Origin of the sequence: Streptomyces misionensis (assembly GCF_900104815.1) — a bacterium.
Lineage (GTDB): Bacteria > Actinomycetota > Actinomycetes > Streptomycetales > Streptomycetaceae > Streptomyces > Streptomyces misionensis.
This window is the reverse complement of the sequence record NZ_FNTD01000004.1, coordinates 6,147,996-6,161,609: the sequence shown is the minus strand read 5'-3', so window position 1 is coordinate 6,161,609 and position 13,614 is coordinate 6,147,996. Positions and strand designations below refer to the sequence as shown.

The following is a 13,614-nucleotide window of genomic DNA, read 5'->3' as shown; positions in this document are numbered from 1 at the left end:
CCATCCCGGCCGCGGCGCGGCCTCAGACGGCCCGCCAGGCCTCCAGCGCCAGCCCCGGCTCGTCCTTGCGCCGGGTCAGCAGGAGCCGGCCGGTCGACGGGGACAGCGTGGCGGCCACCACCCGGCCGTCCGCGTCCGTGCCGAGGCTCACCCGGGCGTCCACGGTGAGCTGCGGGCCGGACTCGGTCCACCAGGCGCCCGCGGACTCCAGTTCGGTCGGATAGGCCGCGAAGGCGACCCGGCCGCTCGCCGAACGCTGGGCGAGCAGCGTGCAGTCGTGGCCGTCGAGTTCGCAGCGGACGGCGGCGACCGGGCCGTGCCCGGCGGAGGGCAGCAGGGCGACCGGCTTGCCGCCCGGGCGCCAGGCCCACAGCTCGCCCTCGGTGCCGGTGTAGTAGAGCGTGGTGCTCGCGGGCGAGGTGGCGAGGGCGTACAGCGTCCCCGGGCGGACCGGCGCCTGGACGGACTCCGCGAGGACCGGGCGGCCGCCGGGCTCCTCCTGACGCCAGTACAGCAGGCCCTCGGGGGCGGCCGCGTACAGTTCGACCCTGCCGGACTCCCCCGTCACCGCGGCGAGCCCGTCCTGGACGGCCTTGCCCTTGATGTCCTGCCAGGCCTCCCAGCCGCCCTTCTCCTTCTGCGCGAGCATACTCACGCCGCCGCCCTTGTTGCGCACGAAGACATGGGCGCGGCCCTCGGCGTCCACCGCGACGGCGGGCGTCCCGGTGCGGTCGCCCTTCTTGTTCGGGTGCCCGACCGGGTTCCAGTCCAGGGCCGCGAGGCGGGCGCGGAAGTGCGTGGAGTGCACCAGCCCGGCCTCGCCCTGGACGGTGGGCCGCCAGGCCACCAGGTGGGCGTACCGGTCGGCGCCCTGACCGACGGCCACAACCGGAAGCAGCTTCTGCTCTCCCCCGACCTTGCGCGGTTCGTCCCAGGGCCCGCCGGGCGCGCGCTCCGCGCGGCACAGGACGGCATCGCCGGACGACTGGTAAACACTGAGCCGGCCGTCTCGGCCACGAAGAAGCCAGTCACCGTTCACCCGGTCACTTTAAGCCGCGGCGGACCGGCGCCGGGCGAGGGGGCACCATGGCGGGTATGACGAACCCCTCGGACACCCCGGACACCCCGGACACCCCGGGCACCCCGGTCCCGCCCCTGCTGATCGTCGACGGCGCGAACGTCGTCGGGTCCGTGCCCGACGGATGGTGGCGGGACCGGCGCGGGGCGGCGGAGCGGCTGCGGGACCGGCTGGTGGCGTACGCGCGGACCGGTACGGCGGAGCTGGCGGGGCCCGTCGAGGTGGTGCTGGTGGTGGAGGGGGCCGCCCGCGGGGTGGCCTCGGTGCCCGGGGTGCGGGTGGTGGCGGCGCCCGGCAGCGGGGACGACCGGATCGTGGAGCTGGCGGCCGAGGGCGCGGGCCGTACCTGTCTGGTCGTCACGGCCGACCGGGAGCTGCGGCGGCGGGTGGGCGCGCTGGGCGCGCGGGTGGCCGGCCCGCGTACGGTGCGCGGTTGAACCGGCCCGTGCGGGCCGCTCACGGCGCCGGCGGCGCGGGCTCCGGTTGCTGCCGGCCGCGCTCGGCGAGGCGGCTGTGGGTACGGCCGTAGAGGAAGTAGACGACGAAGCCGATCACCATCCAGATGGCGAACCGCAGCCAGGTCTCGGCGGGCAGATTGAGCATCAGCCAGAGCGTCGCCAGCACGGACACGACGGGCACGAACGGGACCCACGGGGTACGGAAGGCGCGGGGCAGGTCGGGGCGCGTCCTGCGCAGGATGATCACGCTGATCGCGACGACCACGAAGGCGAACAGCGTGCCGATGTTGACCAGTTCGGCCAGTTCGCTGAGGCTGGTGAAGCCGGCGACGATCGCGATGACCACGCCGAGCAGGATGGTCGGCCGGTGCGGGGTCCGGAACCGGGGGTGGACCCGGGAGAAGAAGCGCGGCAGCAGCCCGTCGCGGCTCATCGCGAAGAACACCCGGGTCTGCCCGAGCAGCAGGATCAGGCACACCGTGGTCAGGCCGATGGCGGCGCCGAAGCTGATCACGCCCGCGTACCAGGGGTGGCCGATGGCCTTGAAGGCGTCGGCGAGCGGGGCGTCCACGGACAGCCGGGTGTACTTCTGCATGCCGGTGACGACGACGGAGACGGCCACGTAGAGCACGGTGCAGATGAACAGCGAGCCGAGGATGCCGCGCGGCACGTCCCGTTGGGGGTTGCGGGTCTCCTCGGCGGCGGTGGCCACGATGTCGAAGCCGATGAAGGCGAAGAACACCACGGAGGCCGCGGTGAAGATGCCCATCACGCCGAAGTTGGCGGGCGCCCAGCCGAACATCAGCTGCACCAGCGGGGCCTTGAGGCTGCCGCCGGCCGGCACCGGCTGGGCCGGAGGGATGAACGGGCGGTAGTTGTCGGTGTTGACGAAGAAGGCACCGGCGATGATCACGACGAGCACCACGGCCACTTTGATCGCGACGACCAGCGAGGTGATCCGGGCCGATAGCTTCATGCCGAGGACGAGGATGGCGGTGAGCACCAGCACCAGGACCGCGGCGAGGATGTCGAAGCCGAAGCCGTGGGCGCCGTCCCGGCCGGAGAGGTACGCGGGCAGGTGCCAGCCCGCGTTGTCGAGCAGCGAGCGGATGTAGCCGGACCAGCCGACGGCGACCACCGCGGTGCCGAGCGCGAACTCCAGGACCAGGTCCCAGCCGATGATCCAGGCGGGCAGCTCGCCCAGGGAGGCGTAGCTGAAGGTGTAGGCCGAGCCCGCCACCGGGACCGTGGAGGCGAACTCCGCGTAGCACAGGGCGGCGAGGGCGCAGACCACGCCGGCCGCGACGAAGGCGAGGGCGACGGCGGGACCGGCGTTGTTCTTGGCGACCTGTCCGGTCAGCACGAAGATACCGGTACCGATGATGACACCGACGCCGAAAACGGTCAGATCGAGCGCGGAGAGCGACTTCTTGAGCGCGTGCTCCGGTTCTTCCGTGTCCCGGATCGACTGCTCGACGTTCTTCGTCCGGAAGAGCGAGCTGCTCACGTTGCTGCCTCCCACGCTTGTCGTCCTCGACCTGGCTCGACACGATCGAGAGGACCGGGGCGCGAGTGCCCCGTGACAGGCAGGCTTACGCACCCGGGCCGGTTCCGCCACCGCAAGGAGGGGCGGAACCGGCCCGGTCGGAAGCGCTCGTCCTAGTCGCGCGCGGGTTCCACGGAGTCCACCGTCTGCGCCGTACGGTCGAACCGGCCGTCGAGCTTGGCGACCAGACCGGTGACCTGGCGGGCGATGTCGGGCGCGGTCAGCCCGATCTCGGTGAGCACCTCGGCGCGCGAGGCGTGGTCGAGGAAGCGCGGCGGGATGCCGAAGTCGCGCAGCGGCACGTCCACGCCCGCGTCGCGCAGCGCCTGGGCGATGGTCGAGCCGACGCCGCCGACACGGCTGTTGTCCTCGACGGTGACGACGACCCGGTGCCGCTCGGCCAGCGGGGCCATCGCTTCGTCCACCGGCTTGACCCAGCGCGGGTCGACGACCGTGGTGGAGATGCCCTGCTGGTCGAGCAGGCCGGCGATCTCCAGGCACATCGGGGCGAGGGCGCCCACCGAGACCAGCAGCACGTCCGGGCGGTCGGTGCCCGCCTCGCGCAGCACGTCCATGCCGCCGACCTTGCCCACGGCGGGTACGGCGGGACCGACGGCGCCCTTGGAGAAGCGGACCACGGTCGGCGCGTCCTCGACGGCGACCGCCTCGCGCAGCTGGGCCCGCACCTGGTCGGCGTCGCGCGGCGCGGCCATCCGCAGGCCGGGCACGACCTGAAGGATGGACATGTCCCACATGCCGTTGTGCGAGGCGCCGTCGGTGCCGGTGACCCCGGCCCGGTCCAGGACGAAGGTGACGCCGCACTTGTGCAGCGCCACGTCCATCAGGACCTGGTCGAAGGCGCGGTTGAGGAAGGTGGCGTAGACGGCGAAGACGGGGTGCACCCCGGCGTGGGCGAGGCCGGCGGCGGAGACGGCGCCGTGCTGCTCCGCGATGCCGACGTCGTACACCCGGTCGGGGAAGCGCTTGGCGAACTTGTCGAGGCCGACCGGCTGGAGCATGGCCGCGGTGATGGCGACCAGGTCCTCGCGCTCCTCGCCGAGCTTCACCATCTCCTCGCCGAACACGGAGGTCCAGTCGGCGCCGGAGGCGGCGATCGGCAGGCCGGTGTCCGGGTGGATCTTGCCGACGGCGTGGAAGCGGTCGGCCTCGTCCTGGAGGGCGGGCTGGTAGCCGCGGCCCTTCTCGGTGAGGCAGTGCACGATGACCGGCCCGCCGAACCGCTTGGCGCGGGCCAGCGCGGACTCCAGCGCCTCGATGTCGTGGCCGTCGATCGGGCCGACGTACTTCAGGCCCAGGTCCTCGAACATGCCCTGCGGGGCGATGAAGTCCTTCAGGCCCTTCTTCGCGCCGTGCAGCGTCTCGTACAGCTGCCTGCCGACGACCGGGGTCTTCTCCAGCACCTCGCGGGTGCGGGCGAGGAAGCGCTCGTAGCCGTCGGTGGTGCGCAGGGTGGCCAGGTGGTTGGCGAGGCCGCCGATGGTGGGCGCGTACGACCGCTCGTTGTCGTTGACCACGATGACGAGGGGGCGGTCCTTGGCGGCGGCGATGTTGTTCAGCGCCTCCCAGGCCATGCCGCCGGTGAGCGCGCCGTCACCGATGACGGCGGCGACGTGGCTGTCCCGCTTCATCAGCTGGTTGGCCTTGGCGATTCCGTCGGCCCAGCCGAGCACCGTGGAGGCGTGGCTGTTCTCGATGACGTCGTGCTCGGACTCGGCCTGCGCGGGGTAGCCGGACAGGCCGCCCTTCATCTTCAGCCGGGAGAAGTCCTGCCGGCCGGTGAGCAGCTTGTGCACGTAGGACTGGTGACCGGTGTCCCACAGCACCTTGTCCTTCGGGGATTCGAAGACCCGGTGCAGGGCGATGGTGAGTTCGACCACGCCCAGGTTGGGGCCGAGGTGTCCGCCGGTCTTGGACACGGCGTCGACGAGGAAGGTGCGGATCTCCCCTGCCAGCTGGTCCAGCTCCTCCAGGCTGAGCCGGTCCAGATCGCGCGGTCCCCTGATGCGGGTCAGCAGCGGCACCCGTGCCTCCTTGCAATAGAGCTGATCGAGCTTCCCGGGCTCGCCAGAGTCTAACTTTCCGGTAGCGCTCGGCATGAACGTGCCCGGCACCTTCGCGGGTGCCGGGCACGTTGGTCCGCCGGAACGGGGTGTGTTACGCCCGCCCTGCGGTCTTCTGCGTCTTACGGGTGATCGCGTCGATCACGACGGTCGCGAGCAGCACACCACCGGTGATCATGTACTGCACCGGCGACGCGATGCCTTCGAGCGCGAGGCCGTACTGGATCGAGACGATCACCAGCACACCGAGCAGCGCGTTCCACGTGCGGCCGCGGCCGCCGAAGAGCGAGGTGCCGCCGATGACCGCCGCCGCGATCGCGTTCATCAGCAGGTCACCGCCGCCGGCGCCCTGGTTCGCCGCGGCGATCTTGGAGGCCATCATCAGACCGCCGACGGCCGCGAAGGTGCCGGAGATCGCGAAGACCGAGATGCGCACCAGGTTGACGTTGATGCCGGCGCGGCGGGACGCCTCGACGCTGCCGCCGAGCGCGAACACCTTGCGGCCGTACGCCGTGCGACGCAGCACGAAGTCCGTGACGACCAGCATGGCGAGGAAGATCACCACGGCCAGCGGCAGGCCCTTGTACTGGTTGTAGACGGCCGCGGCGGCGAAGGACACGATCGCGAGCAGCACCGTGCGCAGGATCGTCTCGCTCAGCGGCCGCGAGGGCACCCCGGCCGCCTCCCGGCGCCGGTTGCCCAGGAAGGAGGTGAGGAAGAACAGCACGGTGGCGACGAGGGCGAGCCCGTAGGCGGCGGCCACGTCGGAGAAGTAGTAGCTGGTCAGCTTGGCGACCAGGCCCTCGCTGTCCAGGTTGATGGTGCCGCTGTCGCCCAGGATCTGGAGCATGAAGCCGTTCCAGAAGAGCAGACCGGCCAGGGTGACGGCGAACGCCGGGACACCGATCTTCGCGAAGAAGAAGCCGTGCAGCGCGCCCGCGACGGTGCCCACCAGGATGGACAGCACCAGGGCGAGCCAGGCGGACATGCCGTGGGTGACCGTCAGCACCGCGTAGGAGGCGCCCGCGACACCGGAGACCGAGCCGACCGAGAGGTCGATCTCGCCGAGCAGCAGCACGAAGACGATACCGACGGCGATCATGCCGGTGCCGACCATCGCGACGGAGATGTCGGAGAGGTTGCCCGCGGTGAGGAAGTTGGAGTTCAGGCTCTGGAAGATGATCCAGATGACCGCGAGGCCGATGATGACCGGGACCGAGCCGAGGTCACCGGCCTTCATCTTCCGCTTGAACTCGGTGACGTAGCCCGCGAAGCCCTGCTCGCGCACGAGCAGGCGGGGGTCCACGGCGGTGACGGTGCCGGCCGCCGCCTCGGGGTTCTCCACGGCGTCCTGGGGAGCGTGGTCCTCGGGAGGCGTGGAGGTCTTGTCCAGGCTCACTTCTGGACCTCCTTGGTGGTGCGCGCCGCACGCCGGGTGACGGCGTTGTCCGTGGCGCCGGTGATGGCGGAGATGATCTCTTCCTGGGACGTCGAGGCGACGTCGAACACGCCGTTGTTGCGGCCGAGCCGCAGCACCGCCACCTTGTCGGCGACGGCCTTGACGTCGGCCATGTTGTGGCTGATGAGGATGACGGCGTGGCCGCGCTCGCGCAGCCGCTCCACCAGGTCGAGCACCTGTGCGGTCTGCTCGACGCCGAGCGCCGCGGTGGGCTCGTCCAGGATGACCAGCTTGGGCTCGCCGAGCATGGAGCGGGCGATGGCCACCACCTGGCGCTGACCGCCGGAGAGGGAGGCGATCGGGATGCGGACGCTGGGGATGCGGATCGACAACTGGTCGAGCAGGGCGCGGGAGCGGCGCTCCATCTCGACCTCGTCCAGGACGCCGTACTTGCGCAGCTCCCGGCCGAGGTAGAGGTTGCCGACGACATCGATGTTGTCGCACAGCGCGAGGTCCTGGTAGACCGTCGCGATGCCCAGCGCCTGGGCGTCGTTGGGCCGGTTGACCTGGACGGCCCGGCCTTCCCATTCGATGACGCCTTCGTCGATGGGATGCACGCCGGCGATCGTCTTGACCAGCGTGGACTTTCCGGCGCCGTTGTCGCCCACCAGGGCGACCACCTCACCGGCGTGGACCTCAAGCTCTACGTCGGTGAGCGCCTGGACGGCACCGAACCGCTTGGAGACCCCGCGCAACGCCAGCACGGGCGTAGCGGACACGTGAACCATCTCCTTCGCCGCCTGACCCGGCGGGAGGTTGTGCAGAGAGTTTGGGGGGTTCCGTCCGGCGCCCCGCGCCGAGCTTGCGGGGCTGTATGTGTCACGGAGCGCCGGAGGAGAGTGGGACGCCCTCACTTCTCACGAGGGGGGACCCCAGGGGGGTTACGGGGGTGAACTCCCCGGGAGTGAGGGCGTGTTGCGGCGGCCTACTTGAGGCCGAGCTTGTCGCAGGCGGCCTTGTACTGCGAGGTGCAGATGTCGGCGGCCGTGTAGACGCCGTCCTTGACGACGGTGTCCTTGATGTTGTCCTTGGTCAGCGCGGTGACCGGGAGGATGACGGTCGGCACCTGCTTGGTGGTCGGGCTGTCGACCTTGTCCTTGGCGATGGAGTCGAGCGACTTGCCCTGGGCGAGGGCCACGGCCATCTCGGCGGCCGCGTCGGCCTCCGGGGCGTAGGGCTTGTAGACGCTCATGTACTGGTCGCCGGCGACGATGCGCTGGACACCCGCGAGCTCCGCGTCCTGGCCGGTGACCGGGACGGAGATGCCGGCCGCCTTGAGGGCGGTGACGATACCGCCGGCCATGCCGTCGTTGGCGGAGTAGACGCCGATGATGTTCTTCTTGCCGAGCGCGGAGATCGCGGCCTCCATGTTGGAGTTGGCGTTCTCCGGCTTCCAGTCCTTGGTGTCGTACTCCTTGCCGACGTTCACCTTGCCGTCGAGCACCTCGTGGGCGCCCTTCTTGAACTGCGCGGCGTTCGGGTCGGTGATGGAGCCGTTCATCATGACGATCTTGCCGGACTTCGCCTTGGAGCCCAGGGCCTTCAGCAGGGCCTCGCCCTGGGTCTTGCCGACGGTCTCGTTGTCGAACGAGGTGTAGGCGCTGATCGGGCCCTGCGCGAGACGGTCGTAGGCGACGACGGGGATGCCCGCGTCCTTGGCCTTCTGCACCGAGCTCTTGATGGCGGCCGTGTCCACGGCGTCCACGATGAGCACGTCCACCTTGTTGGTGATCATCGTGTCGACCTGCTGGTTCTGCGTGCTCGCGTCCTGCTTGGCGTTGGCGTAGACCACCTGGGCCTTGCCGTTCGTCAGCTCCTTGACCTTCTTCTCGATCAAGGGGCGGTCGAACTTCTCGTAACGGGCGGTCTGGTTCTCCGGCAGGAGCAGACCGACCTTGATGGCGTCGCCCTTCTTGGCGCTGTCCGTGGTCTTGGACCCGCCCCCGGACTCCTTGGCGCTGCCACAGGCGGCGAGCGAGACGGCCATGGCACCAGCGGCAACGGCGAAGGCCGCACGACGCATACGCGTGTTCACTTCTCAAAACCTCCCTGACGAGGCCGCGTCGTTGCGGCCGAGGTGGCTGGAAGTCAACTCGGCCACACGTACGACGTCAAGAAGTAAATCCTTAACGAGATGGCAACGGTGCCATCCGTTCTCTAAGTGAAGGCAGGGGTGGCGGCGGTCGGGGCTCCGGTGACGGAACCGTCCAGAAGGGCCGAATCGCCCATCTCGCTCAGGGCCAGGGCGAGCGCGCCCAGCACCTCGGCGCGTCCGCCAAGTGCCCCGGGAAGTACGGAGAGTTGGCGGGCCGCGCTGGGGATGGCGTAGCGGCTGACGGACTCTCGGATGGGCCCGAGGACCAGCTCGCCGGCCTCGGCGAGATCACCGCCGAGGACCACCCGGCTGGGGTTGAGGAGATTGCAGAGGTTGGCCACACCGCTGCCGATGTGCCGGCCGACGTCGGCGACCACCCGGCGGCATCCGGGGTCACCCTCCCTGGCGAGCCGTACGACGCCCTCCATGGTCAGGTCCGGTCCGTGGCTCGGCTGGAGCAGCGGGAGCACGTAGCGGGCCGCGGCGAAGGTCTCCAGGCAGCCGCGGTTGCCGCAGCGGCAGACCGGGCCGGACTCGTCGAGGGTGATGTGCCCGATCTCGCCCGCGGTGCCGCCGGGACCGCGGTAGATCTTGCCGTCGATCACCAGGCCCGCGCCGACACCGCTGGCGACCTTGATGTAGGCGAGGTCACGCACGCCCTTGCCGCTGCCCCAGACCAGCTCGCCGAGGGCGCCCAGGTTGGCGTCGTTGTCCACGTGCACCGGCACGCCGAGGCGTTCGCGCAGCTCCTCGGCGGGCTTGGTGCCGCCCCAGCCGGGCAGGATGGCGGTGGAGCCGAGGGTGCCGGACTCCAGGTCGATCGGGCCGGGCACGCCGAGACCCACCCCGGCGACCTTGGACCGGTCGACGCCGGTGGCCGCGATCAGCCGGCTGACCAGCTCTTCGGCCCGGTCGAAGCCCTGCGCGGCGGAGGCGTCCACGTCCAGCGGCTCGGCCTCCTCGGCCAGCACCTGGTGGGCGAGGTTGCCGACGGCGACCCTCAGGTGCATATGGCCGAAGTCGACCCCGATCACGATGCCCGCGTCCCCGCTGAGGCTGACGCTGCGGGCCCGGCGCCCGCCGGCCGAGGTGGGCGTGACCTCGACCGTCCCGCCGTCCTTCAGCTCCCGCACGATGTTGGAGACCGTGGCGGCGGACAGGCCCGTCGTCCGTGCGATCTCCGCCTGCGTGAGCGACCCGGCCAGCCGGACGGCCCGTACCACCCGCTCCAGGTTGGCTCGGTGCAGTGACGACTGCGACCCTGGAGTCTCCACGACGACCTCCTGAGCGCGGGGCCGCTTCGGCGGGGCCCCGTGTATGTCCAACTAGTGAACTCTAAGCTGAGCCGTTCGGGGCGACTCACGTCAAGAGGTTGAGCCGGATCAGGGTCCGCACACGGCGGCGCACGCCGCCCGGATTCCGGAACGGCGTGCGCACGGCCGATTACGCTCGGCCATCCCACCCGGTGGGGCGCTACTTGAGCGCCCCCGCGGTGAGCCCCTGGACCACCTGCCGCTGGAAGACGACGTACGCCCCGAGCACCGGCAGCATGGCCATCACCAGGCCCGCGAACAGGCCCGACCAGTCACCCTTGTAGCCCTGGCTGACCGCCAGTTGGACGAGGCCCTGGGTGAGCACCTTCTTGTCCGGGTCGGTGTTGAGGACCGTGGGCAGCATGTACTGGTTCCACTGGCCCAGGAAGTTGAAGATGCCCACGCTGATCAGACCGGGCTTGGCCATGGGCAGCATGATCTGGAAGAACGTACGCGTATGCGAAGCCCCGTCCACGAACGCCGCCTCCGCCACCGAGGTGGGCAGGGTGCGGAAGAACGCCGTGAGGAAGAAGACCGTGAACGGCAGCGAATACGCGATGTAGACCAGGATCAGCCCGTGGATGGTGTTCAGCAGGCCCATGTTGTTCACGACGTAGAACAGCGGGACCAGCGCCAGCATGATCGGGAAGCTCATGCCGCCGATGAACAGGTAGTAGATGAAGCGGTTGCCCGGGAAGTCGAAGCGGGCGAGGACGTAGGCCGCCATGGAGCCGAGCACCAGGGTGCCGACGAGCGAACCGCCGACCACCAGAACGGTGTTGAGGAAGTAGCCGCTCATGTTGGCGTCGGTCCAGGCCCGCGCCCAGTTCTCGAAGTGCAGCCGGTCCGGCAGCGCCCAGGGCGAGCCGAAGATGGAGCTGTCGTTCTTGAAGGACGTCATCACCGCCCACAGCAGCGGCATGACCACCATGATCGCCCAGATGATCAGCACGCCGTGCGAGAAGACGTTGAGGACGCCGCCCTCGCGCTTGTGCGGGGCGGGTCCCGGGGCCGGGGCCCGGGTCTTGGAGACGCTCGCGCCGGGCTCGGCCGGCGGCGGGGCGGGGGTCTCGGTCGTCTTCATCGCTTCAGAACTCCAGCCGCTCGCGACGGCCCAGCCGCATCACGATCGCCGCGAACGCGAGCGTGACGACCAGCAGGGCGACGCCGATGGTGGTGGCGTAGGCGGCCTGACCGTCCCGGAACGCCTTCTGGTACACGTACAGGACCAGCACCGTGGTCGAGTAGTCGGGCCCGCCCGGTCCGGTCGTCATGATCTGTACGACCGCGAACGACTCGGCGCCCAGCGCGAGGATGCCCATGTAGACCCAGCCGGACTGCACGGTGTCCCACAGCAGCGGCAGGGTGATGCGGAAGAAGGTGGTGAAGCGGCTGGCGCCGTCGATCAGCGCCGCCTCGTACAGCTCGGCCGGGATCGAGGCCATGCCCGCGGAGAACAGCACCACGAAGAAGCCGACCGTGGACCAGACGAGCACCGCCATCACACACCACAGCGCGAGGTTCGGGTCGCCCAGCCACAGCGGCTGGACATGGTCGAGCCCGATGCCCCGCAGGATCGAGTTGACCGCCCCGCTGTCCGGGTTGTACGCGAACTGGAACAGCAGCGCCACGATCGCGATGGACAGCACCTGCGGGAAGAAATAGACGATCTTGTAGAAGGAGGAGCCCCGGACCCCCCTGATCGCGGGGCCGCCCCTTCTGCGCCGCCCGCCCACATTGATCATGAAGGCGAAGAACAGCGCCAGGCTGATCGTGACGACCGGCAGCACCAGGGCGAACAGCAGGCTGTGCTGCAACGACTTCCAGAAGATGTCGTCGTGCAGCATCCGCTGGTAATTGTCGAAACCGACCATCTTGAATTCGGGGCTCAGGCCGGTCCAGTCCGTGAACGAGTAATAGATGGACTGGATGAACGGCCACACCACGAAGAGCGCGTACAGTCCCAGGGGCACTGCCAGAAACCCCACGATGAACCGGTACTTGCCGTGCTGCATCGCCACTCCGGTGCGTTCGGGGGTGCTGGTTACTGGTGCTTGTAGTGCTTGATGGAGGTGTCCTTGGCCGCCTCGTCGGCGAAGCCCTGGATTTTCTTTATCGCCTCCGCCGGGGTGAGCCGGCCCGCCATCATCTCGCCGAGACCGGACACACCGATCTTTTCCTTCTCGAGCTGCACGTACCAGTCCTGCAGCCGCGGGTTCACCACATTGGTACCGGCCAGCTGGAGCGCCGCCACGCCCGACTTCAGGCCCGGGGTGAGGTCGATGCCGCTGGTGCCGCCGTTGTAGGCGGTCAGCGACTTCACCTTGGCGGTGAAGTTCTTCGAGGACGCCTCCGACAGCATGATGCGCAGCTGCTCCATGCCGCCTTCGGGGTTCGCCGCCTTGGAGGGCACGATGAACGGCTCGCCGCCGGAGGCCCAGATGGTGCCGAAGGGCATCTTGTCGCTGCTGTCGATGCCGGAGGGCGCCGAGACCGCGAGGTCGAAGTCCTTCGGGATGACGTTGGCCGACTCGTTCTCCACCCAGGAGCCGTTGGGGATGAACAGGGCCTCGCCCTTGGCCCAGGCGGTCTGCGACTGGATGTGGTCCAGGCCGGGGGTGCCCCGGAGGATGTAGCCCTTCTTGAACAGCTCGTAGTACGCCTCGAAGCACGTCTTGACCGCCGGGTGCTTCCAGGCGTTCGGCTCCAGGTTGTCGATGGCGTCCAGCACCTCGCGGCCGCCGACCTTGCCGATCATCGGGTAGAGCGAGAAGGGGATGTAGTACGGGTACTTGCCCGCGTACGTCCAGCCCGCCATGCCCTTCTTCTTGGCCTTCTCGCACACCTGGAGCATCTCGTCCCAGGTCTTCGGGTACTCGGCGTCGAGCGAGTCGAGGGCCTTCTGCGAGTACCAGACGCCGTACACCGTGTACGCGTAATAGAAGATCCACACCGGCTTGCCGTCGAACTGGCCCATCTCCACGATGCCGGGGCGCAGCGTGTCGCGGACCTTCTTGTTCGGGTCGTCGTACGACGGCGCGTCCAGCAGCGGGGTGAGGTCGGCCAGCTGGTTCTTGCCGACCAGGACGCCCATGTCCATCTGCTCGGCGCCGGAGTTGTCGATGAGGTCCGGCGGGTTGCCCTGGTTGAAGCGGGGCTGGAGGGTGGACTGGATCTTCTGGGTGGCGGAGAACTTCACCGTGGCCTTCGGGAAGTCCTTCTCGTAGATCTTGACCGCGTCCTCGGCGTACTCCTTGCCGAAGCCGCCGTCGAACAGCACGAACTCCATCTTGGCGGTGTCGTTCACGCCGAGTGGGTTCTTCGCGGTCTTCTTGCCCTCCTTGGCCTTGCTCTGGCCGCCGCCCCCGCTGCTCGCGCAGGCGGACATCAGGCCCATCCCCGGGACGGCCACCAGGCCGAGCGCCGCGGAGCGCTTGATCAGATCGCGGCGGCCGACACCCTCACGGTCGTGGTGCGCAGTGGATCCCATGCTCAAGTCCTCGCCTTCTCCAGGACTCAGGCGGTGAACCGGATCCTGCCCGGCACCGCGGTCGGGTCAAGCTGGGTGGTGCAGGAAGTTCTTC

Annotated in this window: 11 protein-coding genes; 1 reads left to right on the top strand and 10 read right to left on the bottom strand. The window is 69.5% G+C overall.

Annotation, left to right across the window (positions count from 1 at the left end; translation table 11 throughout):
* Window positions 1-22: 22 nt before the first annotated feature.
* Window positions 23-1,039 carry a DUF8189 domain-containing protein gene (locus tag BLW85_RS29530; RefSeq protein WP_074993863.1) on the bottom strand — a complete coding sequence of 339 codons (1,017 nt, stop codon included), beginning with the start codon at window positions 1,037-1,039 and terminating at the stop codon, window positions 23-25.
* A gap of 56 nt (window positions 1,040-1,095) precedes the next feature.
* Here BLW85_RS29530 and BLW85_RS29525 point away from each other — a divergent pair, with 56 nt between their 5' ends.
* On the top strand, window positions 1,096-1,515 hold the full coding sequence (locus BLW85_RS29525) for a PIN domain-containing protein (RefSeq protein WP_074993861.1): 420 nt from the start codon (window positions 1,096-1,098) through the stop codon (window positions 1,513-1,515).
* 19 nt (window positions 1,516-1,534) lie between these two features.
* On the opposite strand, the gene BLW85_RS29520 is transcribed toward BLW85_RS29525, so the two are convergent.
* From BLW85_RS29520 to ngcE, 9 genes are all read right to left on the bottom strand, one after another.
* Window positions 1,535-3,043 (bottom strand): amino acid permease, encoded by a 1,509-nt coding sequence (locus tag BLW85_RS29520; protein ID WP_074996250.1) that lies wholly within the window; start codon window positions 3,041-3,043, stop codon window positions 1,535-1,537.
* A gap of 152 nt (window positions 3,044-3,195) precedes the next feature.
* Complete coding sequence (gene dxs / locus BLW85_RS29515) at window positions 3,196-5,124, bottom strand: 1-deoxy-D-xylulose-5-phosphate synthase (protein WP_070025482.1); 1,929 nt, start codon at window positions 5,122-5,124, stop codon at window positions 3,196-3,198.
* A 133-nt stretch (window positions 5,125-5,257) separates the two neighbouring features.
* Window positions 5,258-6,562: a sugar ABC transporter permease gene (locus BLW85_RS29510; protein ID WP_070025481.1), complete on the bottom strand. Its 1,305-nt coding sequence runs from the start codon at window positions 6,560-6,562 to the stop codon at window positions 5,258-5,260.
* A complete protein-coding gene (locus tag BLW85_RS29505) occupies window positions 6,559-7,350 on the bottom strand; it encodes an ATP-binding cassette domain-containing protein (RefSeq protein WP_070025480.1) in 792 nt (263 codons plus the stop codon). The genes BLW85_RS29510 and BLW85_RS29505 overlap by 4 nt, the downstream gene beginning before the upstream one ends.
* Before the next feature lie 197 nt (window positions 7,351-7,547).
* Complete coding sequence (locus BLW85_RS29500) at window positions 7,548-8,645, bottom strand: substrate-binding domain-containing protein (protein ID WP_070025479.1); 1,098 nt, start codon at window positions 8,643-8,645, stop codon at window positions 7,548-7,550.
* Window positions 8,646-8,779: 134 nt separating this feature from the next.
* Window positions 8,780-9,991 carry an ROK family transcriptional regulator gene (locus BLW85_RS29495; RefSeq protein WP_070025478.1) on the bottom strand — a complete coding sequence of 404 codons (1,212 nt, stop codon included), beginning with the start codon at window positions 9,989-9,991 and terminating at the stop codon, window positions 8,780-8,782.
* A 199-nt stretch (window positions 9,992-10,190) separates the two neighbouring features.
* The gene (locus BLW85_RS29490) at window positions 10,191-11,114 is read right to left on the bottom strand and encodes a carbohydrate ABC transporter permease (protein WP_070025477.1); all 924 of its coding nucleotides are present in this window, start codon (window positions 11,112-11,114) and stop codon (window positions 10,191-10,193) included.
* A gap of 4 nt (window positions 11,115-11,118) precedes the next feature.
* On the bottom strand, window positions 11,119-12,045 hold the full coding sequence (locus BLW85_RS29485; protein WP_070025476.1) for a carbohydrate ABC transporter permease: 927 nt from the start codon (window positions 12,043-12,045) through the stop codon (window positions 11,119-11,121).
* Window positions 12,046-12,074: 29 nt separating this feature from the next.
* Window positions 12,075-13,520, bottom strand: a complete 1,446-nt coding sequence (ngcE, locus tag BLW85_RS29480; RefSeq protein WP_070025475.1) for an N-acetylglucosamine/diacetylchitobiose ABC transporter substrate-binding protein — start codon at window positions 13,518-13,520, stop codon at window positions 12,075-12,077.
* Window positions 13,521-13,614: the final 94 nt, after the last annotated feature.